This window comes from Streptomyces sp. NBC_01508, from assembly GCF_045040315.1.
Taxonomy (GTDB): Bacteria; Actinomycetota; Actinomycetes; order Streptomycetales; family Streptomycetaceae; genus Streptomyces.
The window spans coordinates 3,967,131-3,993,828 of the sequence record NZ_CP109419.1; the positions used below are offsets into that span (position 1 = coordinate 3,967,131).

The following is a 26,698-nucleotide window of genomic DNA, read 5'->3' on the forward strand; positions in this document are numbered from 1 at the left end:
GACGGGCGCGTCATCGCAGCCCGCCGATGGTGGGTCGGCCGTCCTTCTGGGAGACGGCGCACATAGCGTAGATCGGAGTGTCCCGGGCACCCCACCAACTCTGGTCGGGCCAGGTGGTGTGTACGACGCCGGACCCGCCGGACCCGCCGGGCGCCGCCTTCTCGCATGCCGCCACGGCCTTGGCGAAGACGGCCTTGTCTCCCGGCCATTCGGTCGCGCCCGGGTCCTCGTACAGAACGGGATAGCCCACGATCTCGGCCCAATGGGACTCCTCGCAGGGCACGATGGGCACCTCGGTCGTCGTGGTGTTGAGATCGAGCGCGGTCTTGACGCAGGTCCCCGTCGGCGCGTTGTCCCAGATGTTGTCGCTGAAGGTGTTCATCGGAACCGATACCCCGCTCTCCGGTACGTCCCGCCTCACCACGTCCCCCTCGCGCATCTCCGCGTTGTCGGCCCAGTGCACGACGCACGTCGTGTACTCGTCCAGCACCGGCTCTGACTGGTCCCAGTTCTCTCCACCCGGTATCACGTACTTGGTCACCAACCCCGTTTTGAGCGGGACCAGTTGGCGCAGGGCTAGTTCGCACCGGAACCGGGAGAGTGCCACCGTCCGGTCGACTCCGGGGTACTCCGCCGTCATCAGCGCGGACGTCGTGTCCACCAGGGGTACGTACGCCAGCACCTCACCCCAGTGCGGCTGGTCGCACGGGATCACGTCCACCTCGCGTGCGCCGACGTCCCAGTCCGACTGCTGCTCGATGCACGCGCCCACCGGACTGTTGTCCGTGATGGCCGCCGCGGACACGACGGCGGTGCCACCCCGCGCCCCGGAACCGCTGCCGGCACCGCCGCCGCCGTCGTCCTCGAAGACGCCCGCGAACATCGCCGCGAGGAAGCCCATCACGATGGTGATCAACACGGCCCAGGCGAGGGCCAGTCGGGGCCTGGGGGCCGACCGGCCGGCCGGCCTGGGCGGCCGGGTGTACGCCTCCGTCTTCCGGGCCCGGACCTCGGCCATCATCCGCTCGATCTCGTCAACTCCCGGGCCACCGGCCAGTTGGCGTTTGACGCGCAGCAGCAGGGCCAGGGCCATACTGACGCGCCCGGCGGCGACCAGTTGGTCGACCTGCTTCCTGATCTGCGTGAATGTGTCCATCATGTCGCGCAGCTCGTCACGGTTCGTTGCGAGCGTCTGCCGGGTGACGGGGTCCGTCGCCAGTTCGCCCGCCGTACGGAACCATTTCGACGCGTTCAGGTTCGCGGCCGGACCGAGGCCGCCGATGGCGGCGGTGGCGCAGTTGTTGAGGAGGACGGCGATGTCGTTGCGGGCGGTCGCGGTGCGGCGGTGCCGGGCGTAGGGGACCACCGACTCCAGCACCGCCAGCGCGGGCAGCGCGTGGTCGTACGCCTCGGCCGCGGCGCCGTCCCAGTTCCCCCCTTCCAACTGCGACGACGCCCGTTTCGCGGTCGCGCGCAGCGACTCGTAGTGCGGCGCGGCGGCTTCTTCCAACTGGTCGTCGACCGTGCCGGGCGTTACGAGTGGCCAGTCGCGCGCCAGTCCGGCGAGCCGGACCCGGTCGGCGGGGGTCGACGCCGCCGCGGCCAGCTCGATGAGCGGTTTGACGAGGGTGCCGGGCATCGCGTCGCGGAGCGTGTCGATCACGGACTCGTCGAGCTGCCGGTCGTCGAGTACGGCGATACGGTGCCGCACGTGGTCCCAGAAGACGGCGCGCCGCAGCACCTGGCCCCACAGCCGCGACGCGTCGGACCAGAGCCGGGTGGCCTCAAAGAGGCGCTGTCCGGCCGACAGGTCGTCGTTCTCGACCTCCAGGTCGAGCGCGGCGCTGTGCGCCCGTACGGCCGCGTCGTGGTCGGCGTGCAGCGACTTCGGGCACGCGCAGATGGTCGTGCCAGTGCTCCTGCCCGTGCCCGTGCCCGTGCCTGTGCCCGTGCCTGTGCCTGTGCCTGTGCCCGTGCCTGTGCCTGTGCCTGTGCCTGTGCCCGGCGCGGAGTCGGCGTCCCCAGCCCCGGCCCCATCCCCGGCCCCGCCCCAGAGCCAGAACAGTTCGTCGACCAGACGGCGGCGCGGATCGCCGAGTACCCGGTCGAAGGCCCCCCGGACATCGTCCAGCCGGACGGGGAGCGAGTGCCCGAGGTCGACGTCGGCGCCGAGTTCGAGCGCCGGGGTGATGCGCTGCTGGCGCTGCCGAACGGTCCGGCGGTCGGCGTCCGTGGGCAGGCCGGTGATACGGAAGGCGTTCCGCCGGTACATCTGCGGACCTGCCGCCTCCAGCAGTCCGGCTGTCGTCTCATCGATCACAGCACGCTCCGAATCGACCACGTCGAGATTCTGTCCCTGGGGAAAGTATGGCGACCCGAGGTGCCCGGCTCCATGGCAACTGAATGGAATTCACATGGGCAACGCCCCCTTCGCCAGCGCCGGTTGAGCGAGATGCCGGGGCGCGGCGAAGGGGGCGGGACGGATGGTGGAGAAGGTGCGGAAGGTGCGGGGGCGGAGGGTTCCGGCCCGGTCGACCGGCTCTGTGCGGTCAGTCGTCGTGCACGTGCGTGGACGAGGTGTCGTCCGGCGGCACCGTGCGTCCGCCGTCACGCCCGGAGGCGATCACCGCGACCAGGACGCCGATGATGGCGACGGCCGCCACCCGGCCGGTCAGACGCAGGCTCCAGCCGGCCTTCGACCCGTGGTGCGCGCTCGGCGACGCGAGACGTTCCGAGCGGCGGGCCGGGCGCAGGAGCCGTAGCAGGAAGAGCGCGGCGATGGGGAGTTGGAGCAGCCACACGGTGTTGCGGAAGGCCCCGTCGTACCAGACGTTCGTGCCGTACAGCAGGGTGTGCCACACGCTCAGGACGTACACGACGAGCACGAAACGGTGCAGGATCCGCCACGTCTTCGGGCCGATGCGGTGGCGTACGTAGAAGAGCAGGCCGAGCGGGACGGCGAGGTAGAGGGCCGCCTGGCCGATCGGCATGGCCCAGACGCCGGTGCCGGAGTTGTAGCCGCCGGGGATGAACGTCTCCAGTACGGCGGAGCCCACCCGCGAGGGCCACGAGTCGGTGTCCTGGTAGATCAACTCGGCGGCGAACAGCAGCGCGTGGGCGACGATGAGCGCGATCGTGTTGAGGCTGGTGGTGCGGTGCAGACGTTCCAGTCGGGGGCCGGAGAGCGGCAGGCGCGCGGGGCGCGGTCCGGAGAGCAGCAGACCGATGATGACGGTGCCCCACGCCCAGAGCAGGGCGGACCAGCCGAACGCCTGGCTGAGGTAGTACATCCAGAACTCGCCCGTGTCCGCCATGAACGGCATGACCGTCAGGGTGGATGACGTCTCCGCCTTGATCCGCACGTAGAGGACGACGAAGACGGCGGCCGTCACGACGAGGGCGACGGTGCCGTCGAGCCGGCTCGCCCGGAGGTCGGAACGGAGGGTGACGCGCGGGGACGGCGTGGCGGTGGCCGGGGCCGGGGCGGCGTCGGGGGACGAGGCGGCGTCCGGCTCGGCGTCCGGCTCGGCGTCCGGCTCGGCGTCCGGGGGCTGCTCTGCGTCGGGCGTCGCGGGCTCTGGGGGCGGATTCATCGGGCGGTCTCCGGTTCCGTCATCTTCCGTCGTACGGGTTGGCGCACGGTCGTACTGTTGGAGGTGTCGGTGGCCGGGGCCGAGAAGTTCCCGAGTCTCGTGTGTGAGCTGGATCACACCAACTCCATGTCCCCGCATAGCGCGTGAACATCCGATGTATACGCATCGGGTGGGCTTTCCCGACAGCCCTGTCACGCTGGCACCATGGCGGCCATGGGAGCCGGGCCCGCACTCCGCCTCGCACGCACCGCGGTCTTCGCCGCCGTGTGTGTCCTGGTGTCCGGGCTGGGCCACGCCCTGTCGTCCGGCGGCCCGCTGCCGCCGCGCGTACTCGCCCTCGCCTTCCTGCCGGTGTGCGGCGCCGGCTGGTTGCTGTCCCGGAAGGAACGCGGCGGCGCGGCGATCGTCGGCGCGAGCGCCGCCGGACAGCTGCTGCTGCACGCCGTGTTCAGCGGACTGCATCCCCGCCCGTCCGGCGGTCACGTCGCACACGGCGGCCATGAGACCGGCGGGGGCGCAGAGATCTCGCACGAGTCCTTCGGCGAACTCCTCGGCCTGGCCGGGCTCAACGGTGTGACCGGGCCGCTCGACAGCTCCGGCCTCACCTCCGGCATGGTCGGCGCCCACGTCCTCGCCGGGCTCGTGTGCGGCTGGTGGCTGTGGCGCGGCGACCGCGCCTTCGTACGAATGGTCGGCACCCTCGCGCTGTTCGCGTGCGAGTACGCGTACGGCTTCGCCTACGAGCGGCTCCGGTTCGCCCACGAGGTGCTGAGCGGCGGCCGGCCGGCGTACCTGCTGGTGCTCGCGCCCCCGGCGGCGTGCCGGCCGATCCGGCCCCCGGCCCAACTCCCGCTCCTGCAAGCCCTGTCGCGGCGCGGGCCGCCACTCCTTCCGTCCTGAGCCATACCCATGCCACCGCTCTGACTCCACGGGCCTCCAGAGGCCCGGACGCGAAGGACGTTCCGTGAGACCTGCCGCCCTGCACACCCCTGCGCCCACGCGCATACCCCCCACCCGCATACATCCGACGACCGCCCGGCGCGCACGGGCGGACGACTCCGCCGACAACTCCGTCCACATCTCCGCCGACAACTCTGCCGACGACTCCGAGATCACCGCGTGGGCCCTGGCCGCCGGACTCGGTGACCGGAGAGCCGCCGAACTCTTCGTACGGGCGACGTATGACGACGTACGCCGCTTCGTCGCGTACCTCAGCGCCGACGTGCGCGGCGCCGACGACCTGACCCAGGAGACCTATCTGCGGGCGCTGGCGAGCCTCGCGCGCTTCGCCGGGCGCTCCTGCGCGCGGGTCTGGCTGCTGGCGATCGCGCGCAGGGTGGTCGTGGACCGGTACCGGCGGGCGGCCGTACGGCCCCGGATCGCCGACACCGCGGACTGGGTGACCGTCGCGGACCGGGCCCAGCCGCGGCATCTTCCGGGTTTCGAGGAGTCCGTGGCGCTCGCCGACGCGCTGGCCACGATGGATCCGGGGCGCCGGCAGGCGTTCGTACTGACCCGGCTCCTCGGGCTCTCGTACGCGGAGGCCGCCGACGCCCTGGGCTGTCCGGTCGGGACGATACGGTCCCGGGTCGCCCGCGCCCGGCGCGATCTCGCGGCTGTCTGGAAGCCGGACGCCGTCAAGGGGGCCGAAGGCACGGTGACGGGCATGGCCGTCTGAGGCGGACACCTCAGCGCGGGTGGCGAGCCCGGCCGGCTCGCCACCCGCGCGACGGCGCCCCGCGGCACCCGCGACGGCGCACCCGCACCCGCACCCGCACCCGCACCCGCGAACGCCCCGCCTCACCCTCACCCTCGCCCTCACCCTCGCCCTCACCCTCACCCGCCACACCCTCCCCGCCTCACCCTCGCCCTCCCCCGGCCCCGGCGGGCTTCATCACCGGCCGCACCGTGGTCGCCGCGCTCCACGCCCGGTGCTGCGCCAGCTCCGCAGTCGCCGCCTCGGCGAGCACCATGCCCGTGCAGCCGCGCTGGTCGCCCACGTGCGGCACGGCGTCGCCCGGCGCCCGGACGGGGTACCAACTCACGTCGCCCGGAAAGGCGTTCAGACCGTCCAGCCCGGCCCACCCGGCCAGCACGCCCGGCTCGTCCGCGTACACGAGCACGAACGCGACGGCCGGTCCGGTCGCGCGTGGCGGCGCGTCCAGCAGGCGCGGGCGCCGTCCCAGCGTGACGTCGACCAGCGCCTCGTACACGTTGACGTCGAGCGTGCGGCACATGGCCTCGGCGACCAGGGCGCCGCCGATCCTCCGGTTGATCTCGACCAGCTCCGGGCCGCGCCGCGTATGGACGAACTCGACGTGTGCGAAGCCCTGTTCGTGCCCCGCCGCCGCCAGTACGTCGCCCACCCACCGCTCGATCGCGGCGAGTTCTCCGGCCGGCAGCGCCACCGGGAAGGCGGCGGCCTCCTCCCGTACGGCGGGACGGCGCGACGTCTGCCGGCTCAGCACACCCAGCAGCCGCGTGTGCCCCCGCCAGCTCAGGGTCTCGGCGCTGTAGAGCGGCCCGGCGAGGAACGGCTCGGCGAACAGCCGCCCGTTCAGCCCTTGTTCGCGCCTCTCGGCCTCCCCGAGCGCCGCGCGCAACTCCTCCTCGTCGTGCACGATCCACACATCCCGCGACGACGTCCCGGCGGACACCTTCAGCACGGCGGGCAGCCCGACGCCACCAGTCACCAACTCAGCGCTTTCCACGGCTGGTTCGACGACCACGGCCGTCCCCGCGCTCAACCCCGCCCGATACAGCGTCTGCCGCACGCGCGCCTTGTCACGCAGAAGTTTTACGGCCTCCGGATCCGGACCCGGCAACCCGAGTTCCTGTGCGAGATCGGCCGCGGGCACGCTCCAGGTGTCCGTCGTGTTGATCAGCCCGGCGAGGTCGGGCAGGCGCGCGAGCGCGCGGCGTACGGCGTCCGGGTCGAAGGTGTCGACATCGATCACGTCGATCACGTCGATTTCGTCGATGACGTCCGCACCACTCGCGGTCGCGAGTTCGTGGCGGTACACGCTCCGGTCGCCGGTCAGCAGGACGAACCGGTGCCCGGCGGCGCGGGCGGCCCGCGCCGTACGTCCCAGGCCGAAGGAGAGTGCTTCCAGGGCGGCGATGGTCATCGGCCCGCCTCACCTTCGGGCGTGACGACCGCGCCGGGCGGCGCGGGACGCCCCGCCCACTCCAACACGGCCCAGGGCGGCCGTAGTTCGGCGAGGTCGGCCAGCCGCTCCGGCCGCAGCGTGCTCGGGTCGGACGCCTCCGCGTGCCGGGCGAACACCCGCTCCGCGTAACGGTGCCCGGTGTCCGCGCCGAGGACCAGATGCGTACGGTGCGGGTCGCGGGCCGCCTCCCACCCGGCGACGAGGTGTGCGGCGCCGGTGGACAGCCCCGCGAACACCGCGTGCTGCCGCAGCAGCGCGACAGAACCGGCCATGGCGTGCCGGAAGTCGAGCCAGTGCATGGTGTCGTACAGCTCGTGCCGCACATTCCCGAAGGGAATGGAGCTGCCGATGCCCGCGATGATCGCGTCCGGATCGCTGAAGCCCTCGCTGCCGAACGTCACGCTGCCGAAGGGCTGGATGCCCACCAGCCGTACCGTACGGCCGTCCGCGCGCAGCGCCCGCGTGAGTCCGCCGGTCGAGGCGCCGGTGCCGACCGCGCCGACCACGGTCAGCTCCGCGCCGGGCAGCGCGGCGTCGGCCAGGGCGGCGAGTTCGCGGTAGCCGGTGTGGTGCACGCCGTCGTGGTACTGCCGCATCCAGTGGAAGTCCGGCCGTGCGGCGAGCAGTTGGCGCACGTGGCGCACGCGGCCCTCCTGGTCGAGCCGCAGGCTCCGCGAGGGTGGCATCTGGTCGACGGTGGCGCCGAGCACTTCCAACTGGGCTCGCATCGTGGCGTCCACGGTGGTGGAGGCCACGATGTGGCAGCGCAGACCGTAGCGGTGGCAGGCCATGGCGAGCGCGAGGGCGTAGATGCCGCTCGAACTGTCCACGAGGGTCTGGCCGGGCACGACCCGGCCGCGTTCGAGCAGGGCGCGTACGGCGCCGAGCGCCGCGTACACCTTCATGGTCTCGAAGCGGGCCAGCACCACGTTCTCGGCGAGCCGGAGGAAGGCCGGGGCCTTCATGGCGTCGGTGATGTGGTCGTGCACGGGGACGCGAGGGACCGCGAGATGGGGGGTGGTGGGGCTGAGCTGAGGCATGGCGTACGGGTCCTCCAGGGCTGTGGAGCGTGGCGTACGGGCGTCAGGGCACGGGGCATCCGGGGGGCCGCGTCCCCGGATGCCGCGCGGGTGCGTCACCTCTTCACGCCCCGGACGATCAGCCGACGCGAGTCCTGCCCGTACGTACCGCCGTCGAAGTCGCCGAAGCACTCGACGTCCGCGAACCCGGCCGCCACGAACAGGTCGTGCAACTCGGCCGCGCTGTAGAGGAACGACCTGATGGACGCGGTGCGCGCGGTCTCCCCGCGCACGAGCGTCCAGTCGGTACGGAGCCTGCGCCAGCTGTCGAGGACGGTGTCGCGCTGCACGATGTACGAACCGTCCGGCAGATCCACAGCCTGTGGACGGCCGATCCAGCCCGCGAGCACCTCCTTACCCATGACGTCGACCAGCAGCCGGCCGCCGGGGGCCAGGTTCCGCCACGCGTTGCGCAGCACCTGGAAGTTGTCGTCCGCGTCCTCGAAGTAGCCGAAGGAGGTGAAGACGTTGAGGATCACGTCGTAGCTCTCGGGGGCGGCGTACGTGAGCATGTCCTCGCGGACGAGCCGGACGTCCGCCGCCGCCTCCCGGCAGGCGGCTTCGGCGCGCTCCAGCATGGCCGGGCTGAGATCGACGCCGGTCACCTGGTGACCACGGGCGGCCAGAGGGACGAGGAAGAGACCGGGGCCGCAGCACAGGTCGAGGACGCGGGAGCCGGGCGGGATGTCCAACAGCGCCGCGGTACGGACCAGTTCGGCGACGGTCTCGGCGCGGGTGCCGGAGAACATGGCGGGGGCGAAGTCGACCCACAGGCTGTCGTCGTCGTACCAGTCGTCGCTCGCCACGTCGCTCGCCATATCGGCCTCCGTCGTCGGTCCCCGCCCTTTGTCCCTGTCCTCATGAGTTGTCGCGGCGTGGCGGGCCCGAGTTCCCGGAGCGTGCGAAATGGCGAGAGGTGGCCATGAGGGGCGGCGCGGGAACCCGGCCGGGCGCGCCCGGCGTTCTCCCTGCACACGAACACCCGGCACAGGCAGGAGGAGGCGGCACGATGCTCGATCTGATCCCCGGCGGGAACGTGTCGCTGCCCGGCGGCACGCTCGCGATCCAGGTGCCGGGCGACCTCTTCGACCTGTCGGTCCTGATCACCGGCGAGGACGGCAAGGTCTCAGGCGACGGCGACTTCGTCTTCTACAACCAGCCGTCAACCCCCGGCGCGTGCCTCCAGGGCGACACGGTCACGGTCGACGCGGGGCGGCTGCGCGCGGGGGCGAGCCGAGTCACGGTGGTGGTGAGCGCCGCCGACCCGGCCGTGCCGCTCGGCCGGCTGCCCGCGCCCACGTTGTCGGTGACGGGTGCGGGTTCTTCGCTCGCCCTCGCCCGGTTCACGCCACCGCGCCCGACGCACGAGAGCGTGCTGCTGCTCGCGGAGATCTACCGCCGGGGCGGCGGCTGGAAGTTGCGGGCGCTGGGCCAGGGTTACGCGGACGGGCTGGCCGGGGTGGCGCGTGACTTCGGCATCGAGGTGACCGAGGAGAGCCCAAGCCCCACCCGTACCCCTGAGGACGGCTTCACCACCCGTACCCCCGAGGAAGGCTTCACCGCTCTCGTCAACGCCGAGCGCTCACGGACCGGTGCCCCACCCGTCACAGCCGACGCCCGCCTCACGGCAGCCGCGCGGGCGCACTGCACCGGCATGGCGGCCGAGGGCCGGCTCGCTGCCGCGCCCGCACGGGGCACGTCCCTCTACCAACGGGTCACGGCCCAGGGGTACGCGTATCTGACCGTCGCCGAGCAGCTGGTCTCCGGTCCTCGTACGGAGGCCGACTTCCTGGCGTACTGCCTGACCGACGCGCGCATGGGCCGTACGGTGCGCGACCCCGCCCTCTCACAGGTGGGCGTCGCCCACGCCCCGGCCCCCGGCGGTGACCTCTTCTGGACGGCGGTGTGGGCCCGCCCGCTGACCCCGCACGGCCTTGCGGCCGTCGCGTCCGACGTCGTCGCGCTGACGAACGCGGAGCGTTCGGCCGCCGGCCTGCGCCCCCTGGCCGGCGACCCCCGGCTGACGACGGCCGCGCAGGCGCACAGCGACGACATGGTCACGCGGGGCTTCTACGCGCACACGAGCCCCGACGGCCGCCAGCCCTGGGACCGGGCCGCCGCCGCGGGCTGCGCGCACCGGGGTATCGGCGAGAACATCGCGTGCGGTCAGCGGTCCGCCGCCGAGGTGGTCCGGGGCTGGATGGACAGCCCCGGACACCGCGCCAACATCCTCAAGCCGGACTTCACCCACATAGGCATCGGCTTCCGCGGCGGCGGCGAGACGGGTACGTACTGGACCCAGCTCTTCGGCATGTCGGGTTAGGGCCGGACCGGGCACGACGAGGCGCAGGGCTCAACTCGCGCAGTACACATCCCTCTCGGGGCGCTCGCCCGTCTTCAGGAAGGCGGTGACCTTGCTGTCGCCGCACGCGTTGCCGTTGGCCAGATACATGCCGTGGCCGCCCCGGTCAACGGTGACGAGCCTGGCCCGATCGCCCAGCGCCTCACGCATCTTCAGCGCGCCGAAGTACGGCGTCGAGGGGTCCCGAACCCGGCCCGCACGGACCGTTGGGTGCTGGACGGCAGCGGTGACCCCGATCCGGCGCGTGTCGGGCGGGGCTGGATCGCGAACACGTCCAGGGCCGTGGAGGACCGCTTCCCCGACTTCGCGGCCTGGGCCGCCGACCCGGCCCGGGACGACGACGGGCTGCGGCTGGCCGAACAGGCCTTCCTGCTCTCCCCGGCTTCCGGAGCGGTGAACGGCGCCCACGTCCCGGTCGACGGCGGTCAGCCGCGGGCGGGGCGGTGACCGGTGCCCAGCGTGGCCCACACGGTTTTGCCCGGCCCGTCGAAGCGGGGGTAGCAACCCCAGTCGTCCGCGAGCGCGGCCACCAGGACGAGCCCCCTGCCGCCGTCGGCATCGGCGGGCGGGACGGCGGCGGGTAGCTTCTCACCGCGTGTGTCGGTGACCTCGACGGCGACGGCGGCGCCGCCGACCGTGCGCGCGACGGTCAACCCCAACCGGAAGTCCCTGCCGGGCACGCGCCCATGACACACGGCGTTCGCGCACAGCTCCGCGACGATCAGCGTCAACGCGTCGTGCGCGTCGGTCCCGTACGCGACACCCCACGCGTCGAGACGTTCCCCGGCCAGGCGTCGAGCGAGACGGGCGCCGCGCGGAGTTGAGGAGAAGCGCATCGTGAAGTGGTGCGTGGGAGGCGGGGGTTGGGTGGCACGGGTGGGACGTACGGGAAGTGGCGGTTTTCCGTTCATGCCCTCACGGTGACGTTCAGTGGCATAGCGTGACCAGAGGTGACTCGCCGTCGCGGACCAGTTGTACGCGTCGGCGTACGGCGTGTACGCGCGTGGAACGGGTGACGGCATGACGACACGGAACGAGACGGATACGGATGCGGATGCCGGGGAGCGGTCGGAGGACGAGCCGGTCTCCGGGGTCGTCGCGGCCTTCGGCCGCCAGTTGAAGCTGCTGCGGACGCGGGCGGGCCTCGACCGGACGGAGTTCGGCAAACGGGTGGGCTACGCGGCCCAGTCGATCGCGTCCTTCGAGCAGGGCAGACGGATCCCGCAACCGGTGTTCATCGACCGGGCGGATGAAGTGCTGGACGCCGGGGGCGTGCTGAAGGCGCTGAAGGAGGAGGTGGCGCGGGCGCAGTACCCGGCGTTCTTCCGCGACGCGGCGAGACTGGAGGCGAAGGCTGCGGCGCTGAACGTGTACGCGATGTACGCCGTACCCGGCCTGTTGCAGACAGAGGAATACGCGCAGGCGGTCTTCCAGATGCAACGTCCCTTGCTCGATGACGACGTGATCGCCCAGCGATTGGAGGCACGCATGGTGCGGCAGAACATTTTCGACCGGAGCCCAGCGCCGCTGATGAGCTTCGTGATCGAGGAATCTGTCCTCCGAAGGCCCATTGGCGGGCGGAAGGTCATGCGCGTCACACTGGAACAGGTCCTGCTCACAGGACAGTTGCGCAATATCGAGGTCCAGGTCATGCCGATAGCGCGTGAGGACCACGCCGCGCTCGGTGGGCCGTTCACGCTGATCGACACCCACAAGGGCGATCGCATCGCCTACGCCGAAGTACAGAGTGACAGTCGCCTCTATACGAGCCAGGCAAAGATCCGCGAGCTCGAAGCCCGCTATGGCATTCTCCGATCACAGGCGTTGACGCCGAAAGAGTCATCGATGTTGATCATGGAACTGATGGGAGAAGCATGAGCGCGCAGCACACCGAGCAGTCCGTGCCAGAGGCCGCATGGTTCAAAAGCAGCTACAGCACAGGTGATGGCGGCGAGTGCGTCGAGGTCGCCACCGCCCCCACCCACATACACATCCGCGACTCGAAGCAGCCGACCGGCCCCGTGCTGACCGTCGCGCCCGAGGCGTGGGCCGGGTTCGTGGGGCTGGTGGCCGACTGACACAGCTCGCACCCGAGGGGGGAACTCCTTCCGGGTTCAGGACGAGGTCCCGGTCGGTCTCGAAGGACCCGTACAGCAGGAAGCAGTCGAGCCGGACGTAGCCCTGCAAGGCCACGTCCGGCCGAATACCCGGAGCGCATTGGGTAGTTGGGCGCTGCCCGGGTGGGTGATGATCGCGGGGCGGATAGAGTTCACGTGCCGTCCGGGGGCTCGGTGCTGTGCGGACAGCCAACTTCGGCGCCATCCTGGGCGACCGTAAAACGCTGACGACCTGCGAAGATGGTGAGCTGATCGATGCCGTTCCTCGAACCTCAAGTGGAACAGGCTGTCATACGGGAGTTGCGGAGATATCCGCCGTTCAGCGACGACGACATCGCCGACGTCGACGCCCTGGCAGTCCTGTTCCCCCGCGACCTCGGCGACCTCGCCCGTTTCCCCATGCTGAGGACGCTGCACGTGGTCGGCTACGGGGGACGCGACCTCGCGGCGCTGGCCGGCCATCCGCGGCTGGCATCGCTCTCCATGCGGTTCAGCGCGCTCGCCGACGTAAGCGCGGTGCTGACGCTGCCCACGATCCGCCGCCTCAAGCTGCCCCTCAACGCCATCGAGGACATCACGGCCCTGCGGTCCGGGCTGCCCAAGCTTCGCGAGGTCGACCTCACCGGCAACCCGCTCTCCGAGGAGAGCTATCGCGAGCTGGTGCCCGAGCTGCGGCAGCGGGTCAGGGAGACCGTGACCGTCTCCAGGGAACGGGAGTGGCAGATCACCCGCAAGCTCCACGCCGCCGGAGTTCCGTTCGACTACTTCCGGCAGGGCGACACCTACCTCCTGTGCCGGCCTGGCCTGGCGTTCACCAACACACCAGACGCGGCTCACGCGGAAATCGGCCCCGCCGAGCTGGAGGCGGTCCTGCGGCGGGGCGCGAACGAAGTCCACAAGCTGTTCACCCGGGAAGCAAGCTGAGCTGAAGGCTGTCCCGGTCGCGATACACATCCCGGCGATTGCCGACGGTCATCGACGGTGCGGACGACGCGGCGTCCCCGCCCCTCAGCCGCCGGCGAACGTTCGCCCGCGCCTTACCTTGCTACGCCGCGTCCACATCCTCATGCCGATGCGTCGATCCCGTGCCGCCGGTCTGACAGCACCGCGGCCGTTCTCGGCAGCCGCCGCACACCAGCGGGCCGTTGTCCCGCCGTGGCTTGTTCTGCCGCGCACCATTGAGATCGACTTCGCCCGGTTCGATGATGGCTTGTCGGCTACCGGGGAGAGCGGGGGGCATTCGGTGCTGGGGAGATACGGCTCGGCAGCCGGTGCGTCATGAGGCATCGGGTACAACTCGCGCTCCAGATCATGCTGGTGCTGGTTGCCAGCCTGCTCGGCATCGTCACCAACTACGCGACCGACGTCGATGAGGCGCCTTGGCTGTTGCGCGCCATCCAGCAGGCGTCCGTACCCGCCATCGGACTGCTGATCATCTGGTCGCCACGGGACGGCCGGCTGGCGCTCAGCACCAACGACGGTGTCTTCCGGATCGTGGACGACGCCGGCCGCACCCTCGTAGAGGTGTGCGGCGCCCTGACGAACGTCGGGTCGCCACCGCCACCGCCTCCGGCGACTGGACGGCGCGGCGCTGTGGGACGTGGCCACCGGCCGCCGCGTCGATGTGCTGAGAGGCCACGAAGGGCATGTCCGTCGTGTCGCGTGGTCTCCCGACGGCCAGTTCATCGCCACCGGCTCCGACGACCGCACCGTACGCGTCTGGTCCGCCCGGCCCGATGTCGACCGGCTGGAGGCCGATGCGCGAGGACGCGTCTTCCGGACGTTGAGCGAGGACGAACGACGCCGCCACATGCTGGCGCCTCCGACCGCGTAGTCGCTTCGTCCGCCCGGCGGGCACCCGCGGTCAGTAACACTCCTCCACGGTGCGGTCCTCGGTGCGCACGAGGAAGTCGTCAGGATCGAGATTCATCGCCTCGCGGGCCGCGGACGACCAATACATCGCGTTGCGCTCCGCGAACGTCTCCGGCCCGTCGTAGGAGATCAGCCACACGAACTGGTTGCGCCCCGGTCGACCCAGGCCCCGCCGATCGCGAACCCCAACTCCAGGCGCATCGGAGGGCGACCGTTCACGGACGTACGCGGCGCGGGTTCTTACCGTCCCGTGACATGCCGCCCGGGGTGCCGGGTGCTCGGTGGGTGGGGGCCTAGCGTGGGGGGTATGCGGGTACTTGTCACCGGCGGAGCCGGGTTCATCGGGTCGGAGATCGCCGGCGCTCTTCTTGCGCGTGGCCATGAAGTGGTGGTGTACGACGCGATGTTGCCGTCCGCGCACGGTGGGGCGCCGCCGCGGGTGATGCGGGACGGGGAGCGGCTGGTCGTCGGGGATGTGCGGGACCGGGGGGCGGTGGATCGGGTGCTCGGTGGGGTGGATGCCGTGTGTCATCAGTCCGCGATGGTCGGGCTCGGCAAGGACTTCGCCGACGCGCCGGCGTACGTGGGGTGCAACGACCTGGGTACGGCGGTGCTGTTCGCCGCGATGGCCGACGCGGGGGTGCGCGCGCTGGTGCTGGCCGGGTCGATGGTCGTCTATGGCGAGGGGCGTTACGACTGCCCGCGCCATGGCGTGGTCCGGCCGGGGCCGCGGGCCGCCGCCGATCTGGACGCGGGGCGGTTTGAGCCGAACTGTCCGGAGTGCGGGGCGGAGTTGACGCCCGGCCTGGTGGCGGAGGACGCGCCCGTCGATCCCCGTAACGTGTACGCCGCGACCAAGCTCACGCAGGAGTACCTTGCCTCGTCGTGGGCGCGGGCCACGGGTGGGCGCGCCGTGTCCCTGCGGTACCACAACGTCTACGGACCCGGGATGCCCCGCGACACCCCGTACGCGGGGGTCGCCTCCTTCTTCCGGTCCGCGCTGGCGCGCGGTGAGGCGCCGCGGGTGTACGAGGACGGCGGCCAGCGGCGGGACTTCGTGCATGTGCGGGACGTGGCCGCCGCCAACGTGGCCGCCCTCGACGCGATGACGGGGCCGGGGCCGGGGTCCGGCGGCTTCGCCGCGTACAACACCGGCAGCGGCGAGCCGCACACCATCGGCGAGATGGCCGGCGCGCTGGCGGCGGCGCACGGTGGGCCCGCGCCCGTCGTCACCGGTGAGTACCGCCTCGGGGACGTACGCCATGTCACCGCCGACTCAAGGGCGTTGCGCGACGAGCTGGGCTGGAAGCCGGAGGTGGGCTTCGCCGACGGCATGGCGGAGTTCGCGACGGCGCCGCTACGCGAGCCGGGTCGCGTAGTCGACGAGGCGCGCCTGTAGCCGCGGATACGGTGCCGCCCCGGGTACGGTGCCGCCGCCCCGTACCGCGTCCGCCGCCCGCACGGCGGCGTGCAGCGCGGCGCGGTACGGCAGGGATCCCGTGCTCACGCGGCGTACGCCCAACTCCCCCAGCTCGGTGGGCGAAAGGTCGGGCACGGCGAGGACGTTGAGGGGGACGGGGACGGCAGCGGCCAGTTCGCGGAGGACAGCGGGCTCCGTGGCGCCGGGGACGAACACGCCGTCCGCGCCCGCGTCGACGTAGCGCGCGGCGCGCTCCAGTGTCGCGGCGACGGTGGCGTCCTGGCCCAACCAGTACGTGTCGACACGGGCGTTGACGAACACCTCCGGGCAACGCCGCTTCACCGCACGGACCTTCGCGGCGTGCGCGGCCGGGTCGATCAGCGTCTCGGCGGTGCTGTCCTCGATGTTGACGCCCGCGATCCCCACCAGTGCGCAGACGTACGCGGCGACCTCGTCCGGTTCGTCCGCGTATCCGTCCTCGATGTCCACGCTGATGTGCACCGGCAGCGGCGCCAGCGCCCCCGCCAGGGCGAGGTTCGCGTCCCGCGTCGACCGGCCGCCGTCCGGGCGCCCGAGCCCGGAGGCGACTCCGAAGCTGGTCGTGCCGACCGCCTCGAACCCGGCGTCGGCGAAGGCGAGGGCCGAGGGGATGTCCCAGGCGTTGGGGAGGACCAGGGGCGCGGTGCGGTGGTGGAGTTCGCGGAAGCTGGGCGCGGCGGGGGAGGTCATGACCGAACCGTACGGTCAGGTGGGAGTGAGGGTGGGAGGAGGAGTGGTGAGTCGGCCGTCCTGGACTTCGGCGACCCTGTCGACCGTGGTGAGGAGGGAGCGGTCGTGGGTGACCAGGACGGTGGCGGTGGCCTTCCGGTGGGTCAGGGTGGTGATCAGGTCGAGGACGGCGGCGCCGCGTTCGTGGTCGAGGGCGCTGGTGGGCTCGTCGACCAGGAGGACGGCGGGGTCGTTCATGAGGGCGCGGGCGATGTTGACGCGCTGGCGCAGGCCGCCGCTGACCCGGCCGGGGCCGCCGGGGGCACCCGCTGTTCGCGGAAGGCGACATGTCCGGGACCTCAGGCCGCCGCGGGGAGCGTCACCTCGAAGCAGCAGCCTCCCGTTACGTTACGGACCGCCGCCCGGCCCTCGTGCGCCTCCACGATGCCCCGCACGATCGCCAGTCCGAGGCCCGCGCCGGCCGGGGGCGTACGGGCGTCGCTGCCGCGCCAGCCCGTGTCGAACACGCGCGGCAGGTCCTCCTCCGGGATGCCGCCGCAGCCGTCCGTCACCGAGAGCACGACCCCGCCGTCGAAGTGGTGCGCGGCGACGGCGACCGTGCCGTCGGCCGGGGTCCGGCGGATGGCGTTGACCAGCAGATTGCCGAGGACTCGGCTCATCTCCTTGCTGTCGACCTCCACCGGTACGGCGTCGATACGGTCCCCCACGAGCCGTACGCCCAGCTCGCGCGCCAGCGGGTCGGCGCCGGCCAGGGCGTCACCGACCAGGTCGTACACGGAGATACGGGTGGGGGCCAGGGTGAGTGATCCCGCGTGGATCCGGGAGAGTTCGAAGAGGTCGCCGACCATGCCGTTCATGCGCTCGACCTCGGTACGTATCTGCCGCAGGTAGCGCGGGGAGTCGGCGGCCATGCCGTCCTCCAGCGCCTCCGACATGGCGCGCAGCCCGGCGAGGGGCGTCCGCAGGTCGTGCGAGATCCACGCGACGAGTTCGCGGCGCGAGGTCTCCAGCGCGCGCTCACGCTCGCGTGAACTGTCGAGCTTGGCGCTGGTGGCCGCCAATTCGCGTGTCAGTGCGGCGAGTTCGGCGGTGGAAGGCCCGGCGGGGGCGGCGAAGACGCCGCCGTCGCCGAACGACCGGGCGGCCATGGTCAGGTCCCTGCTGCGGGCGACCATCCATCTCCCGAGGACGACGGCGGTGGCGAGCGAGACGACGGCGGCCATGGCGACGACCGTGGTGACGACGCTCAGATCGTGCGGCGACAGGAACATCGCCCAGGCGACGGCGAGCGTCCCGGCGAGCATGGCGGTCACGGCGACGGCGGCCACGACGGTCACGGACACGACGAGCGACCGGTGCCGGAACAGGCGCAGGGCGAGCGCCCCGAGGAGACCGGCGGCGGCGGCTCCGAGAAACGCGATGAGAGCGATGAGCAGCATGTCGGTCATGGCCGGTCGGCCCCTTGGGAGTTGGGCGTGGCGGGCACGGCAGCCACGGCGGGCACGGCAGGCACGGCAGGCACGGCGGGCACGGCAGGCACGGCGGGTGAGTTGGGGGCAGTGGGTACGGCGGGGGCGGCTCGCGCGTCGTGCGCCGCACCCTCCGCGACCGCACCCTCCGCGACCGCGCCCTCCCCCAGCCGGTACCCCACTCCCCACACCGTCTGGATCAGCGCCGGACGCGCCGGGTCGTGTTCGATCTTGGCGCGCAGGCGGCGGACATGGACCGTGACCGTGGACAGGTCACCGAAGTCCCAGCCCCAGACCTCGCTCATCAGCCGTTCGCGCGAGAACGCCCGCCCCGGGTTCCGCAGAAAGAAGGCCAGTAGGTCGAACTCCCGCAAGGTGAGCGCCAGTTCGGCCCCCTCGCGGGTGGCGCGGCGGGCCGCCGGGTCCAGCGTGAGGGTGGCCGTGCGCAGTACGTCGGCGGCCGGCGACGCGCCGGGCGCGGGCACCGACACCCGCGCCCGGCGCAGCACCGACTCCACCCGCAGCACCAACTCCCGCGGGCTGAAAGGCTTGGTGACGTAGTCGTCCGCCCCCGTCTCCAGTCCCAGTACGCGGTCTTCCTCGTCCCCGCGCGCCGTCAGCATGATCACCGGTACCGGGCCGCCCTGTTCGCGCATCCGGCGGCAGATCTCGAAGCCGTCCATGCCGGGCAGCATCAGGTCCAGGACGACCAAGTCCGGGCGGCGGCGCGCGAAGTGCGCGAGCGCGGACGGGCCGTCGGCCGCGCGTGCGACGTCGTGGCCGGCCCGGTCGAGATAGCCGGCGACGACCTCGGCGACGGTCGGGTCGTCGTCCACGACGAGCACATGCGCGGGCGCCAGGACGGACACACAGGCGCGCACACGGGCAGGCACATGGGCACGCGCTTCCGTGGGAGCAGGCCCGTTCACACCGTCGCCGCCGGGGGCTTTGTTCTGCATACGTCCACCTTCGCACCGCGTCTCGCGCGACGGCCTCCGCGAGCGCCCGGAACGGCCGAACGTCCGTGTTTCGTAAGGTCCAGAAGTCCGGTATGAGCCCTTACGATCCGTAGGGTGAGCGCCGTGACCCACCTCACTGATCTCACCGCAGACGTCGTCCTGCCCTGCCTGGACGAGGCAGCCGCGCTCCCCTGGGTACTGGAACACATCCCCCTCGGGTGGCGCGCGATCGTCGTCGACAACGGCTCCACGGACGGTTCGGCGGACGTCGCACGCTCGTTCGGCGCGACCGTCGTCCACGAACCCCAGCGCGGTTTCGGTGCCGCCTGCCACGCGGGCCTCCTCGCGTCCGACGCCGAGTACGTCTGCTTCTGCGACTGCGACGGTTCCCTCGACCCCGGCCTCCTCCCCGATTTCATCCGCCAAGTCGCCCTCGGAAGGACCGACTTGATGCTCGGCCGACGCCGCCCGCAGGGCCGCGGCGCCTGGCCCGCGCACGCCCGCGCCGGAAATCTCGCCCTCTCCCGGATGCTGCGCCGCCGCACCGGCGTGACGCTGCGCGACCTCGGCCCGCTGCGTGCGGCGCGCCGCGCCGATCTGCTGGCGCTCGGCCTCACCGACCGGCGCAGCGGCTACCCGCTGGAGATGGTGGTGCGCGCGTCCGACGCCGGACTGACGGTCACCGAGACCGATGTGCCCTACCGGCCGCGTACGGGCAAGTCCAAGGTCACCGGCACCTGGCGGGGCACCTGGCACGCCGTACGGGACATGCGGGCCGTACTGCGCAAGCCGCCCGCCCAGCCAGTCCAGCCCGCAAGGCAGTCGCCGAGCCCCCTCACGGAGGCCGCCAAGTGACCACCACCCTCCTCGTCATCGCCAAGGAACCCGTCCCCGGCCGCGTCAAGACCCGTCTCACCCCGCCCTTCACCCCCGCCGAGGCCGCCCTCCTGGCCGAAGCCGCGCTCGCCGACACCCTGCGGACCGTTCTCACCCTCCCCGTCCGGCGCCGCGTCCTCGTCCTCGAAGGCCGCCCGGGACCCTGGCTGCCGCCCGGTATCGACGTGGTGCCGCAGTGCGCGGGCGGGCTCGACGAGCGGCTGGCCGCCGCCTTCGAGAGCTGTACGGGGCCGACGCTCCTCGTCGGCATGGACACCCCGCAGCTCACCCCCGCCCTGCTGGCCCCCGCGCTGGACCCGGTCGAACAGCACGGCCGCTGCGCCTGGTTCGGGCCCGCCGACGACGGCGGGTTCTGGGCGCTGGGCCTCGCCGCGCCCGAATGCGCCCCGCCGGATCTCATTCGCGGGGTCCCCATGTCCGTGCCCGAGAATGGCGCCGTACAGCGCCGCCGTCTCCTCGACGCCGGGCTCACCGTGCGCGATCTGCCCTCGCTGCGCGACGTGGACTCGGCGGCCGACGCCGAGTACGTCGCGTCGGCCGCCCCGGACGGACAGTTCGCCGCGACCCTGCGCCGGCTGACCCCGGTGGGCGCCCGATGAGCACCACGAACACCGGCACGGGCACAGCCACCGAGGCCGCCGCCTGGAGCACCGACCCGTACGCCGACGCCCTGCGCGCCGGCCGCGGCCCGCTCTTCCTGCGCCGTACGGACGGCTGGCTGCTGCCCCTCGACGTCGAGCGCTGGTGCGCCCGCGCCGACGCCGCCGACCTCTCCGCCCTGCACCGTTGCGAGGGCTCCGTCCTGGACATCGGCTGCGGCCCCGGCCGGCTCGTCGCCGCGCTCGCGGCCCGGGGACGGCGGGCGCTCGGCGTCGACGTGAGCGAGGCGGCCGTCGAACGTACGCTGCGGCTCGGCGGCACCGCCCTGCGCCGCTCCGTCTTCGATCCCCTGCCCGGCGAGGGCCGTTGGGGCACCGTCCTGCTGGTCGACGGCAACATCGGCATCGGCGGGGACCCGGCCGGCCTGCTCCGCCGGGCCGGCGGGCTGCTGACGCACGGCGGGCTGATCATCGCCGAGACCACGCCCGTGGACATCGACGAACGGGTGCGCGTACGGGTGGACGACGGGCGCCACCCGCCACGGGGGGCGCCCGGCTCGCACTTCCCGTGGGCCCGGCTCGGCACCCCCGCCCTGCTCCGGTACGGAAAAGCCCTCGGCTGGCTGCCCGTCGATCAGTGGGAGGCGGCGGGCCGCCCCTTCGTGGCCCTGCGCCGCAGCACCGCCCGCGTCACCAGGCAGAGCGCCGAGCACCCGAACAGCGCGGCCGTGACCAGCAGCCAGCGCTCCAGGAACCCGTCGGTCGACAGCGCGGCGTACGGCTCGTAGCGCGCCTGCCCGGTGATCATCGGGAACCACACCAGCAGGAGCAGCAGGGACAGGAAGGCCGGTACGCGTACGAAGTTGACGAGCCCGCGCCGGGGTCCCAGCGCGGCGGCCACCGTACGGTCGGCCGCGGTGTAGAGCGGCACCAGGACGAGATCGTGTACGAGCGCGGCGCCGACGAACCACACCACGATCAGAAACGTCTCGCCCGCCAGCAGGCGCACCCCCGCGTAGCCCGCGAACGCGAGGGTGGCGAGCAGCAGCACGATCTGGAACGGACTGCCCAGCAGGGAGCGGTACTTGGCGGCACGTCTTCCGCGATTCATCAGAGCGTTCCTCCGAATGTCAGCTTGGTGACCCACTTCGTGTTCAGCACCCCGGGCGCCGCCGGGACGATGATCCGCGCCGGGAAGCCGTGGTCGAGCGACAGGTCCGCGCCGTTGACCCGCAGCGCCAGCAGCGAGCGCCCGTCGCGCACCTGGTTGTCGCGCAGCGCGCCCGAGCGGAAGCTGCCCCTGGGCTGAAGGGACTCCACGAACACCCCGGGCGCGTCGGCCGGATACCCGGCCAGCGCGGCGAGGTCCCGCAGCCGTACGCCGCGCCACGACTGGTTCGACGTCGACCAGCCCTCCACGCAGGCGATCGGCAGTTCGGAGGTGTGCTGGGCCATGGCGAGGAGCTGGGCGCGCGAGAACCGGACGTCCCCGGCCGGGCCGCTGACGGTCAGCCGCCACCCCTCCGTCGTGTCGATGGCCCGGACGCCGACCGCCGCCGCGGTCTTGTTGATCTGGAAGCCGTTCGGGCCGCTGCCCGGATCCGCCCAGCCGTGCGGGGCGAGCAGCGCGGTACGCCGCAGCGGCCCGTCGAAGCTCCGGCCCGCCGTCGTGAGCAGCATGAACAGCGAGCCGGCGCCGACGACGGCGAAGGCACCGCGCCGCGACACGCTCGGCGCGGCGGGCGCCGGGGACACCAGATCGTCACCGCCCAAACCGGGAGCACGGTGCGCCCCGGCCCCGGCCCCGGCACCCGCACCCGCGCCCGCCCCCGTACCGCCACGAGATCCCCCCGAGCGCAGCTCACCGCTGCGGATCGCCCGCAGCGCCTTCGGCATCTTCAGCACGGCGTGCGCCACGAACGCCCCGAAGAACACCCACGCCCCGTAGAAGTGCAGCGGATAGAAGGACCCGGGGAAGAGGTAGTCCAACTGGATGTTGAGCACCCCCGTGATGAACTCGAACAGCGCGCCCCCCACCAGCAGCACCAGCGAGATCCGCTCCAGCGCGTGCGCGAGCGACGTCACCGGGGGCATGGTGAAGAGCCTCGGGATCACCGACCAGAGCTTCGCCAGCAGCACCGGAATCAGCGCGATGCCCACCGTGACGTGCAGCCCCTGCGTGAGGCGGTAGAGCCAGTACGGGTGCGTCGGCCAGTCGAAGAGATAGAAGCCCAGCCACCCACGGTCCGGCGTCTTGTCGTTGACGGCCGCGAGGTCCGGGTTGTACGCCGCGTACGACAGCAGGCCCGTCACGAACAGCAGCGTGAGCCCGGCCAGCAGGACCAGACCGAGCACCGCCGTGAACCGGACTCCGCGCACCGGACTGCGCCAGAAACGGGGTTCCGTGGGCAGCGGTGGCGCCTTGGCCAGGAGTGGGGGACGCCGTGGGGGATGCCGTGGAGGGTGATCCATGCCGCGACCGTAAACCCGTGCGACCCCCCAGGACGTCGTACGACTTCTGACGAAATGGTGACGTGCCCCCGCCGCACCGCCAGAACCACCCGCACGCCGCATAACGTGCCGGGGTGAAGACCGATCACCACGGACACCCGCCCGCCGAGGCGCACCCCCACCCCCGCGCGGGCCACCACCCCGACGGACCCGCCGGCCGCCCGCACCGACCGCACCGCCGGGACCTCGCCGCCGCCGCCGTCGGGGTCGCGCTCGTCACCGCGGCCGTGCTCGTCGGCCGGGCGATCCAGCACGCCGACGGCAGCCTTCAGGTCAACTGGCCTCCACTGCACGGCACGTGGGACCCCCGGGTCGGGCCAGGCACCCCCGCCGCGCTCGCCGTCGCCGTCCTGATCATCGCGTACGGCCCCGGCCTCGCCGCCCGCCTGCCGTGGCGCGCGCTGCTCCTCACCACCTGGGCCGCCGCGCTGGCGTGGACGTTCTCGCTGGCGCTCGTGGACGGCTGGCACTGGGGCGTGGCGCGCCGGCTCACCACCAAGAACGAATACCTCACCGTCATCGACCGCTTCGCCGACATCGGCGCGACACTGCGCGGCTTCACCGACCACATCGTCATCGGCCCGCCCGACAACTGGCCCGCGCACATCGCGGGCCACCCGCCCGGCGCCACCCTCACCTTCGTCTGGCTGGACCGGATCGGCCTCGGCGGCGGTTCGTGGGCCGGGGTCTGGTGCATCGTGGCCGGGGGCTCGGCCGTGGCCGCCGTACTCGTCACGCTCCGCGCCCTCACCGACGAGCACACCGCGCGCCGCGCGGCGCCGTTCCTGGCGCTGGCCCCGGCCGCCGTCTGGATCGGCACCTCGGCGGACGGCTACTTCGCGGGTGTCGCCGCCTGGTCGCTCGCCCTGCTCGCGCTCGCCGCGACCCGCACCGCGCGCTACCCCGCCGCAGCCGCGCTGGGCGCCGGGCTGCTGTACGGGTTCACCTGCTACCTCTCCTACGGCCTGACCCTCATGGCGCTGCCCGGTATCGGCGTCCTCGTCCTGGCCCGCACCGCGCGCCCGCTGCCCCTGGTGCTCGCCGGGGCCGCGGTCGTGCCGGTCGCGTTCACGCTGGCGGGGTTCAACTGGTGGGAGGGATATCAGGAGTTGGTCGTGCGCTACTACCAGGGCGCGGGCGGGGTGCGCCCGTACTCGTACTGGATCTGGGGGAATCTCGCCGGCACGACGCTGGTGGTCGGCCTCGCCACGGTGGCGGGCCTGGGCCGGACGCTGACGCTCGCGCCCCGCGCCGTACGGGAGCTGCGCCCCGGCCGCGCACTCTCGACTCCCGCGCTGCGGCTCACTGTTCTCGTGCTGGCGGCGCTGCTCGCGCTCCTCGCCGCCGATCTGTCCGGGATGAGCAAGGCGGAGACGGAGCGCATCTGGCTGCCGTTCATGCTGTGGCTGATCCCCGCCACCGCCCTGCTGCCCGGCCGCCGGCGGGGCTGGCTGGCCGGGCAGGCGGCGGTCGCGCTGCTCGTCAACCACCTTGTCTTCACGGGATGGTGACGGGTCGTCAGTTCCCGACGACTGTCGTCACCACCGTCAGCACAACGATCGTCGTCAGCGCGTCCTCCGCCGCCTTGACCGCCTGGCGCACCGCCGGACCCGCCCACTGGCCATGGGCGACCGTCTCCATGTTCACCTTGGCGGTCGCCAACTCCGGCTTCTCGTAAAGCAGTCCGTGCAGCTTCGCCCCGTGCAGCAGCGCCACCAGACTCGCCGTGCGCTCGTCCGGAGCCGCCCCGCGCATCACGATCTCGTCGAGCCGCCGCCGCAGCGCCGACTCCACCGAGCCGTCCGCCTCCGGGTAGCGGCGTACGGGGAAGAGGCCGAGCACCTTCTTCGTCTCCTCCCGGACCAGGCCCTTCGCCACGAGGCTCCGGGTCGTCCCGGCCACCGCGCCCTTCTTCAGGTGCTCGATCCACGCCTTCGTCGTGCGCGGCCCGCGCTTGTCCTGTCCGGAGAGGTCGGCCAGTGCGGCGTCCAGGGTGGGATCGTCCAGGGGTGCCGCGTCACGGACGGTGACCCGGTCGCCGTCCACCTCGACCCGGCCCGCGAGCGCCAGTTCGACCAGTGACGCCGCGGCGATGGCGAAGGCGACGTTCGCCGACTGCTTCTCGGACCCGGACTCGTCGTCCAGCGACAGGAGCAGCAGTTGCTCGCCCAGCGTGGTCTCGATCGGCGTGCCCGGCGGCGGCGTGCTCGGCGGTGGCGTGTTCGGCGGTGGCGTGTTCGTGGGGAAGTTCATGACGCTCGTCTCTCCTCGGAACGTGGGGGTATGCGCACGTCTTTCCCCGTGGGACGCGTGCGGAACGGGAATGGCTCCCCGGTGATCGTTCGTCCTCAATCGCCGGACGCCTCGTGGATCGCGTCCGCCAGGCGTCGTACGGCTTCCGGGACCGACGGGTCGGCGAGGTTGCCGTACCCGATCACCAGCGTGGCGCCCCGCGCCTGCGAACCGCCCTGCCGCTGTCCCTGCCCCTGTCTCTCTCCCGGCCCCGACTCGAACTCCGCCAGGTCCGACAGCCGTACGTCGCGCCGGGCCGCGCCGCTCATCACGTCGCCGGCCGCGCACCCCGTGAGATGGAGCAGCAGATGGAATCCGGCGGCGGCCCCCGACACCCGCTGCCCGGGCAGCCGTTCGGCGATCTCCGTCAGGAGCCTGTCCCGGCGCCGCCGGTACCGGAGCCGGGAGGCGCGCAGATGCCGGTCGTACGCCCCCGACTCCAGGAACCCGGAGAACGCCGCCTGGTCGATCACGGGCGGCGGCGACCCCAGGGCGTCCGCCGCGTACAGCCCGCCGAGCAGCCCCGGCGGCACCACCGCCCAGCCGATCCGCAGGGCGGGCGACAGCGTCTTGCTGAGCGAGCCCAGCAGGGCGACGCGTTCGGGGTCCATGCCCTGGAGGGTGCCGACGGGGTGGCGGTCGTAGCGGAACTCGGCGTCGTAGTCGTCCTCCATCACCAGACCGTCCGTCTCCCTTGCCCAGGCGATGAGTTCGGCCCGGCGGGGCGGAGTGAGGACCACACCGGTGGGGAACTGGTGCGCGGGCGCCACGATCACCGCCCGTACGTGGGGCTCGCGGCGCAGCAGGTCGACGCGGAGGCCACCGTCGTCCACGGGGACGGCGACGGCCGTCAGTCCCGCCGCCGTGACGGCGGTACGCAGCCGCGCCCAGCCCGGATCCTCCAGCGCCACATGGGTGTGCCCGGCCGCCCGCAGGGCGCGGCTCAGCCGCAGGACCCCGTCCAAAGTGCCTCCGCACACGACGAGTTGCCCGGAGTCGAGCGCGGCGCCCCGGCCGCGCACGAGATAGGCGGCGATCCGCTGCCGCAACTGGTGGTGGCCGGCCGGGTCGGGATAGCCGAAGTCGGTGGGGGTGAGGGAGCCGGTCGCCTCCCGTACGGCGTCGGCCCACCGTTTACGGGGGAACGCGCGCAGGTCGGGCATGCCGGGCAGCATGTCGAACTCCGGCTTCCAGGGGCCGGGTTGAGGCCGCCGTTCAACGGGCCGCGGGGTGTGCCCGGCCGCCGGGACCGCCGCCGTACGGACCCGGGTGGCCGATCCGCTGCGCGCCTCGAAGTACCCCTCGGCGGCGAGCTGCGCGTACGCCTCGGTCACCACCCAGCGCGAGCAGCCGAGGTCGGCGGCGAGTGCCCGGCTGGGCGGCAGGGCGCTGCCGGGGGCGATCCGGCCGTCGACAACGGCCGTCCGCAGGGCGCGGGCGAGCCGCAGATGCAGCGGGCCTGCGGTCTGTTCGCCCAGGTCGAGAAGGGTGCCCCAGGCGGGGTCGGTGCGTTCGTGGGCCATCGCGGCTCGCGGTCCCGGTCGTCGTCGGGGTCGTGGTCGTCGTGGTCGGGGTCGGCCGGGTGGCCGAGGGAGTGGGGGTACCTGTCGATGGTACGTAAGCGTGCTC

At 72.6% G+C, this 26,698-nt stretch carries 25 protein-coding genes and 3 pseudogenes; 13 read left to right on the forward strand and 15 right to left on the reverse strand.

Annotated elements, in window-relative coordinates; all coding sequences use genetic code 11:
* Positions 1 to 10: 10 nt before the first annotated feature.
* Both OG700_RS18220 and OG700_RS18225 read right to left on the reverse strand, forming a co-directional pair.
* On the reverse strand, positions 11 to 2,341 hold the full coding sequence (locus OG700_RS18220) for a septum formation family protein (RefSeq protein WP_405614806.1): 2,331 nt from the start codon (positions 2,339 to 2,341) through the stop codon (positions 11 to 13).
* 208 nt (positions 2,342 to 2,549) lie between these two features.
* Entirely contained in the window at positions 2,550 to 3,593 is a 1,044-nt protein-coding gene (locus OG700_RS18225) for a ferric reductase-like transmembrane domain-containing protein (RefSeq protein ID WP_405614808.1), read from the reverse strand.
* A 204-nt stretch (positions 3,594 to 3,797) separates the two neighbouring features.
* On the opposite strand from OG700_RS18225, the gene OG700_RS18230 reads away from it, so the two are divergent.
* Complete coding sequence (locus OG700_RS18230) at positions 3,798 to 4,493, forward strand: hypothetical protein (RefSeq protein ID WP_405614810.1); 696 nt, start codon at positions 3,798 to 3,800, stop codon at positions 4,491 to 4,493.
* A 178-nt stretch (positions 4,494 to 4,671) separates the two neighbouring features.
* Positions 4,672 to 5,271 (forward strand): sigma-70 family RNA polymerase sigma factor, encoded by a 600-nt coding sequence (locus OG700_RS18235; RefSeq protein WP_405621795.1) that lies wholly within the window; start codon positions 4,672 to 4,674, stop codon positions 5,269 to 5,271.
* A gap of 181 nt (positions 5,272 to 5,452) precedes the next feature.
* Here OG700_RS18235 and OG700_RS18240 read toward each other — a convergent pair whose 3' ends face one another.
* The 3 genes from OG700_RS18240 to OG700_RS18250 all read right to left on the reverse strand — a co-directional run bounded on the left by OG700_RS18240 (position 5,453) and on the right by OG700_RS18250 (position 8,660).
* Positions 5,453 to 6,721: an ATP-grasp domain-containing protein gene (locus tag OG700_RS18240; RefSeq protein WP_405614812.1), complete on the reverse strand. Its 1,269-nt coding sequence runs from the start codon at positions 6,719 to 6,721 to the stop codon at positions 5,453 to 5,455.
* Positions 6,718 to 7,803, reverse strand: a complete 1,086-nt coding sequence (locus OG700_RS18245) for a pyridoxal-phosphate dependent enzyme (protein WP_405614814.1) — start codon at positions 7,801 to 7,803, stop codon at positions 6,718 to 6,720. Before OG700_RS18245 ends, OG700_RS18240 begins: the two co-directional genes overlap by 4 nt.
* Before the next feature lie 95 nt (positions 7,804 to 7,898).
* Positions 7,899 to 8,660 (reverse strand): class I SAM-dependent methyltransferase, encoded by a 762-nt coding sequence (locus OG700_RS18250; RefSeq protein ID WP_405614816.1) that lies wholly within the window; start codon positions 8,658 to 8,660, stop codon positions 7,899 to 7,901.
* A gap of 191 nt (positions 8,661 to 8,851) precedes the next feature.
* On the opposite strand from OG700_RS18250, the gene OG700_RS18255 reads away from it, so the two are divergent.
* Positions 8,852 to 10,165, forward strand: a complete 1,314-nt coding sequence (locus tag OG700_RS18255) for a CAP domain-containing protein (protein ID WP_405614818.1) — start codon at positions 8,852 to 8,854, stop codon at positions 10,163 to 10,165.
* Between the two features lie 30 nt (positions 10,166 to 10,195).
* Here OG700_RS18255 and OG700_RS18260 read toward each other — a convergent pair.
* Positions 10,196 to 10,465: pseudogene (locus tag OG700_RS18260) on the reverse strand (alpha/beta hydrolase); the annotation flags it as partial.
* Here OG700_RS18260 and OG700_RS18265 point away from each other — a divergent pair.
* Positions 10,394 to 10,567 (forward strand): annotated as a pseudogene (locus tag OG700_RS18265) (alpha/beta hydrolase); the annotation flags it as partial. The pseudogenes OG700_RS18260 and OG700_RS18265 overlap by 72 nt on opposite strands.
* Positions 10,568 to 10,629: 62 nt before the next feature.
* Here OG700_RS18265 and OG700_RS18270 read toward each other — a convergent pair.
* Positions 10,630 to 11,115 (reverse strand): ATP-binding protein, encoded by a 486-nt coding sequence (locus OG700_RS18270; protein WP_405614820.1) that lies wholly within the window; start codon positions 11,113 to 11,115, stop codon positions 10,630 to 10,632.
* 109 nt (positions 11,116 to 11,224) lie between these two features.
* Here OG700_RS18270 and OG700_RS18275 point away from each other — a divergent pair, with 109 nt between their 5' ends.
* The 4 genes from OG700_RS18275 (at position 11,225) to OG700_RS18290 (ending at position 14,155) form a co-directional block, all read left to right on the forward strand.
* Positions 11,225 to 12,082, forward strand: a complete 858-nt coding sequence (locus OG700_RS18275; RefSeq protein ID WP_405614822.1) for a helix-turn-helix domain-containing protein — start codon at positions 11,225 to 11,227, stop codon at positions 12,080 to 12,082.
* A complete protein-coding gene (locus tag OG700_RS18280; RefSeq protein ID WP_405614824.1) occupies positions 12,079 to 12,282 on the forward strand; it encodes a DUF397 domain-containing protein in 204 nt (67 codons plus the stop codon). Before OG700_RS18275 ends, OG700_RS18280 begins: the two co-directional genes overlap by 4 nt.
* 294 nt (positions 12,283 to 12,576) lie before the next feature.
* Positions 12,577 to 13,245, forward strand: a complete 669-nt coding sequence (locus OG700_RS18285) for a hypothetical protein (RefSeq protein ID WP_405614826.1) — start codon at positions 12,577 to 12,579, stop codon at positions 13,243 to 13,245.
* A 676-nt stretch (positions 13,246 to 13,921) separates the two neighbouring features.
* Complete coding sequence (locus OG700_RS18290; protein ID WP_405614828.1) at positions 13,922 to 14,155, forward strand: WD40 repeat domain-containing protein; 234 nt, start codon at positions 13,922 to 13,924, stop codon at positions 14,153 to 14,155.
* Between the two features lie 30 nt (positions 14,156 to 14,185).
* On the opposite strand, the gene OG700_RS18295 is transcribed toward OG700_RS18290, so the two are convergent.
* Positions 14,186 to 14,332 carry a hypothetical protein gene (locus OG700_RS18295; protein WP_405614830.1) on the reverse strand — a complete coding sequence of 49 codons (147 nt, stop codon included), beginning with the start codon at positions 14,330 to 14,332 and terminating at the stop codon, positions 14,186 to 14,188.
* Between the two features lie 168 nt (positions 14,333 to 14,500).
* On the opposite strand from OG700_RS18295, the gene OG700_RS18300 reads away from it, so the two are divergent.
* Positions 14,501 to 15,592 (forward strand): NAD-dependent epimerase/dehydratase family protein, encoded by a 1,092-nt coding sequence (locus OG700_RS18300; protein ID WP_405614832.1) that lies wholly within the window; start codon positions 14,501 to 14,503, stop codon positions 15,590 to 15,592.
* On the opposite strand, the gene OG700_RS18305 is transcribed toward OG700_RS18300, so the two are convergent.
* From OG700_RS18305 to OG700_RS18320, 4 genes and pseudogenes are all read right to left on the reverse strand, one after another.
* The gene (locus tag OG700_RS18305; protein WP_405614834.1) at positions 15,551 to 16,342 is read right to left on the reverse strand and encodes an isocitrate lyase/phosphoenolpyruvate mutase family protein; all 792 of its coding nucleotides are present in this window, start codon (positions 16,340 to 16,342) and stop codon (positions 15,551 to 15,553) included. The two genes, OG700_RS18300 and OG700_RS18305, sit on opposite strands and share 42 nt — an antisense overlap.
* 15 nt (positions 16,343 to 16,357) lie before the next feature.
* Positions 16,358 to 16,705, reverse strand: a pseudogene (locus OG700_RS18310) (ATP-binding cassette domain-containing protein); the annotation flags it as partial.
* Entirely contained in the window at positions 16,681 to 17,790 is a 1,110-nt protein-coding gene (locus OG700_RS18315) for a sensor histidine kinase (RefSeq protein ID WP_405614836.1), read from the reverse strand. The gene OG700_RS18315 and the pseudogene OG700_RS18310, both read right to left, overlap by 25 nt.
* Positions 17,787 to 18,770, reverse strand: a complete 984-nt coding sequence (locus tag OG700_RS18320; protein ID WP_405614838.1) for a response regulator transcription factor — start codon at positions 18,768 to 18,770, stop codon at positions 17,787 to 17,789. Before OG700_RS18320 ends, OG700_RS18315 begins: the two co-directional genes overlap by 4 nt.
* Positions 18,771 to 18,884: 114 nt before the next feature.
* Here OG700_RS18320 and OG700_RS18325 point away from each other — a divergent pair, with 114 nt between their 5' ends.
* Genes OG700_RS18325 through OG700_RS18335 form a run of 3 tightly spaced genes read left to right on the forward strand, consistent with a single transcriptional unit; the run spans position 18,885 to position 21,054 of the window.
* Positions 18,885 to 19,625 (forward strand): glycosyltransferase family 2 protein, encoded by a 741-nt coding sequence (locus OG700_RS18325; RefSeq protein WP_405614840.1) that lies wholly within the window; start codon positions 18,885 to 18,887, stop codon positions 19,623 to 19,625.
* Complete coding sequence (locus OG700_RS18330; RefSeq protein ID WP_405614842.1) at positions 19,622 to 20,266, forward strand: DUF2064 domain-containing protein; 645 nt, start codon at positions 19,622 to 19,624, stop codon at positions 20,264 to 20,266. The genes OG700_RS18325 and OG700_RS18330 overlap by 4 nt, the downstream gene beginning before the upstream one ends.
* Complete coding sequence (locus tag OG700_RS18335) at positions 20,263 to 21,054, forward strand: methyltransferase domain-containing protein (RefSeq protein WP_405614844.1); 792 nt, start codon at positions 20,263 to 20,265, stop codon at positions 21,052 to 21,054. The genes OG700_RS18330 and OG700_RS18335 overlap by 4 nt, the downstream gene beginning before the upstream one ends.
* A gap of 322 nt (positions 21,055 to 21,376) precedes the next feature.
* Here OG700_RS18335 and OG700_RS18340 read toward each other — a convergent pair whose 3' ends face one another.
* A complete protein-coding gene (locus tag OG700_RS18340; protein ID WP_405614846.1) occupies positions 21,377 to 22,738 on the reverse strand; it encodes a molybdopterin-dependent oxidoreductase in 1,362 nt (453 codons plus the stop codon).
* Between the two features lie 113 nt (positions 22,739 to 22,851).
* Here OG700_RS18340 and OG700_RS18345 point away from each other — a divergent pair, with 113 nt between their 5' ends.
* Positions 22,852 to 24,288: a hypothetical protein gene (locus OG700_RS18345; protein WP_405614849.1), complete on the forward strand. Its 1,437-nt coding sequence runs from the start codon at positions 22,852 to 22,854 to the stop codon at positions 24,286 to 24,288.
* Positions 24,289 to 24,295: 7 nt separating this feature from the next.
* On the opposite strand, the gene OG700_RS18350 is transcribed toward OG700_RS18345, so the two are convergent.
* Positions 24,296 to 25,030 carry a GPP34 family phosphoprotein gene (locus tag OG700_RS18350; protein WP_405614851.1) on the reverse strand — a complete coding sequence of 245 codons (735 nt, stop codon included), beginning with the start codon at positions 25,028 to 25,030 and terminating at the stop codon, positions 24,296 to 24,298.
* 95 nt (positions 25,031 to 25,125) lie between these two features.
* Positions 25,126 to 26,592 carry a PLP-dependent aminotransferase family protein gene (locus OG700_RS18355; RefSeq protein WP_405614853.1) on the reverse strand — a complete coding sequence of 489 codons (1,467 nt, stop codon included), beginning with the start codon at positions 26,590 to 26,592 and terminating at the stop codon, positions 25,126 to 25,128.
* Positions 26,593 to 26,698 lie beyond the last annotated feature (106 nt).

What these genes read in the sequence shown, in the direction of transcription:
- OG700_RS18225 (WP_405614808.1), bottom strand. Translation starts at nt 3,593, where the DNA reads ATGAATCCGCCCCCAGAGCCCGCGACGCCCGACGCAGAGCAGCCCCCG.
- OG700_RS18230 (WP_405614810.1), top strand. Translation starts at nt 3,798, where the DNA reads ATGGCGGCCATGGGAGCCGGGCCCGCACTCCGCCTCGCACGCACCGCG.
- OG700_RS18240 (WP_405614812.1), bottom strand. Translation starts at nt 6,721, where the DNA reads ATGACCATCGCCGCCCTGGAAGCACTCTCCTTCGGCCTGGGACGTACG.
- OG700_RS18245 (WP_405614814.1), bottom strand. Translation starts at nt 7,803, where the DNA reads ATGCCTCAGCTCAGCCCCACCACCCCCCATCTCGCGGTCCCTCGCGTC.
- OG700_RS18250 (WP_405614816.1), bottom strand. Translation starts at nt 8,660, where the DNA reads ATGGCGAGCGACGTGGCGAGCGACGACTGGTACGACGACGACAGCCTG.
- OG700_RS18255 (WP_405614818.1), top strand. Translation starts at nt 8,852, where the DNA reads ATGCTCGATCTGATCCCCGGCGGGAACGTGTCGCTGCCCGGCGGCACG.
- OG700_RS18270 (WP_405614820.1), bottom strand. Translation starts at nt 11,115, where the DNA reads ATGAACGGAAAACCGCCACTTCCCGTACGTCCCACCCGTGCCACCCAA.
- OG700_RS18275 (WP_405614822.1), top strand. Translation starts at nt 11,225, where the DNA reads ATGACGACACGGAACGAGACGGATACGGATGCGGATGCCGGGGAGCGG.
- OG700_RS18280 (WP_405614824.1), top strand. Translation starts at nt 12,079, where the DNA reads ATGAGCGCGCAGCACACCGAGCAGTCCGTGCCAGAGGCCGCATGGTTC.
- OG700_RS18285 (WP_405614826.1), top strand. Translation starts at nt 12,577, where the DNA reads ATGCCGTTCCTCGAACCTCAAGTGGAACAGGCTGTCATACGGGAGTTG.
- OG700_RS18300 (WP_405614832.1), top strand. Translation starts at nt 14,501, where the DNA reads ATGCGGGTACTTGTCACCGGCGGAGCCGGGTTCATCGGGTCGGAGATC.
- OG700_RS18305 (WP_405614834.1), bottom strand. Translation starts at nt 16,342, where the DNA reads ATGACCTCCCCCGCCGCGCCCAGCTTCCGCGAACTCCACCACCGCACC.
- OG700_RS18315 (WP_405614836.1), bottom strand. Translation starts at nt 17,790, where the DNA reads ATGACCGACATGCTGCTCATCGCTCTCATCGCGTTTCTCGGAGCCGCC.
- OG700_RS18320 (WP_405614838.1), bottom strand. Translation starts at nt 18,770, where the DNA reads ATGCAGAACAAAGCCCCCGGCGGCGACGGTGTGAACGGGCCTGCTCCC.
- OG700_RS18335 (WP_405614844.1), top strand. Translation starts at nt 20,263, where the DNA reads ATGAGCACCACGAACACCGGCACGGGCACAGCCACCGAGGCCGCCGCC.
- OG700_RS18340 (WP_405614846.1), bottom strand. Translation starts at nt 22,738, where the DNA reads ATGGATCACCCTCCACGGCATCCCCCACGGCGTCCCCCACTCCTGGCC.
- OG700_RS18350 (WP_405614851.1), bottom strand. Translation starts at nt 25,030, where the DNA reads ATGAACTTCCCCACGAACACGCCACCGCCGAACACGCCACCGCCGAGC.
- OG700_RS18355 (WP_405614853.1), bottom strand. Translation starts at nt 26,592, where the DNA reads ATGGCCCACGAACGCACCGACCCCGCCTGGGGCACCCTTCTCGACCTG.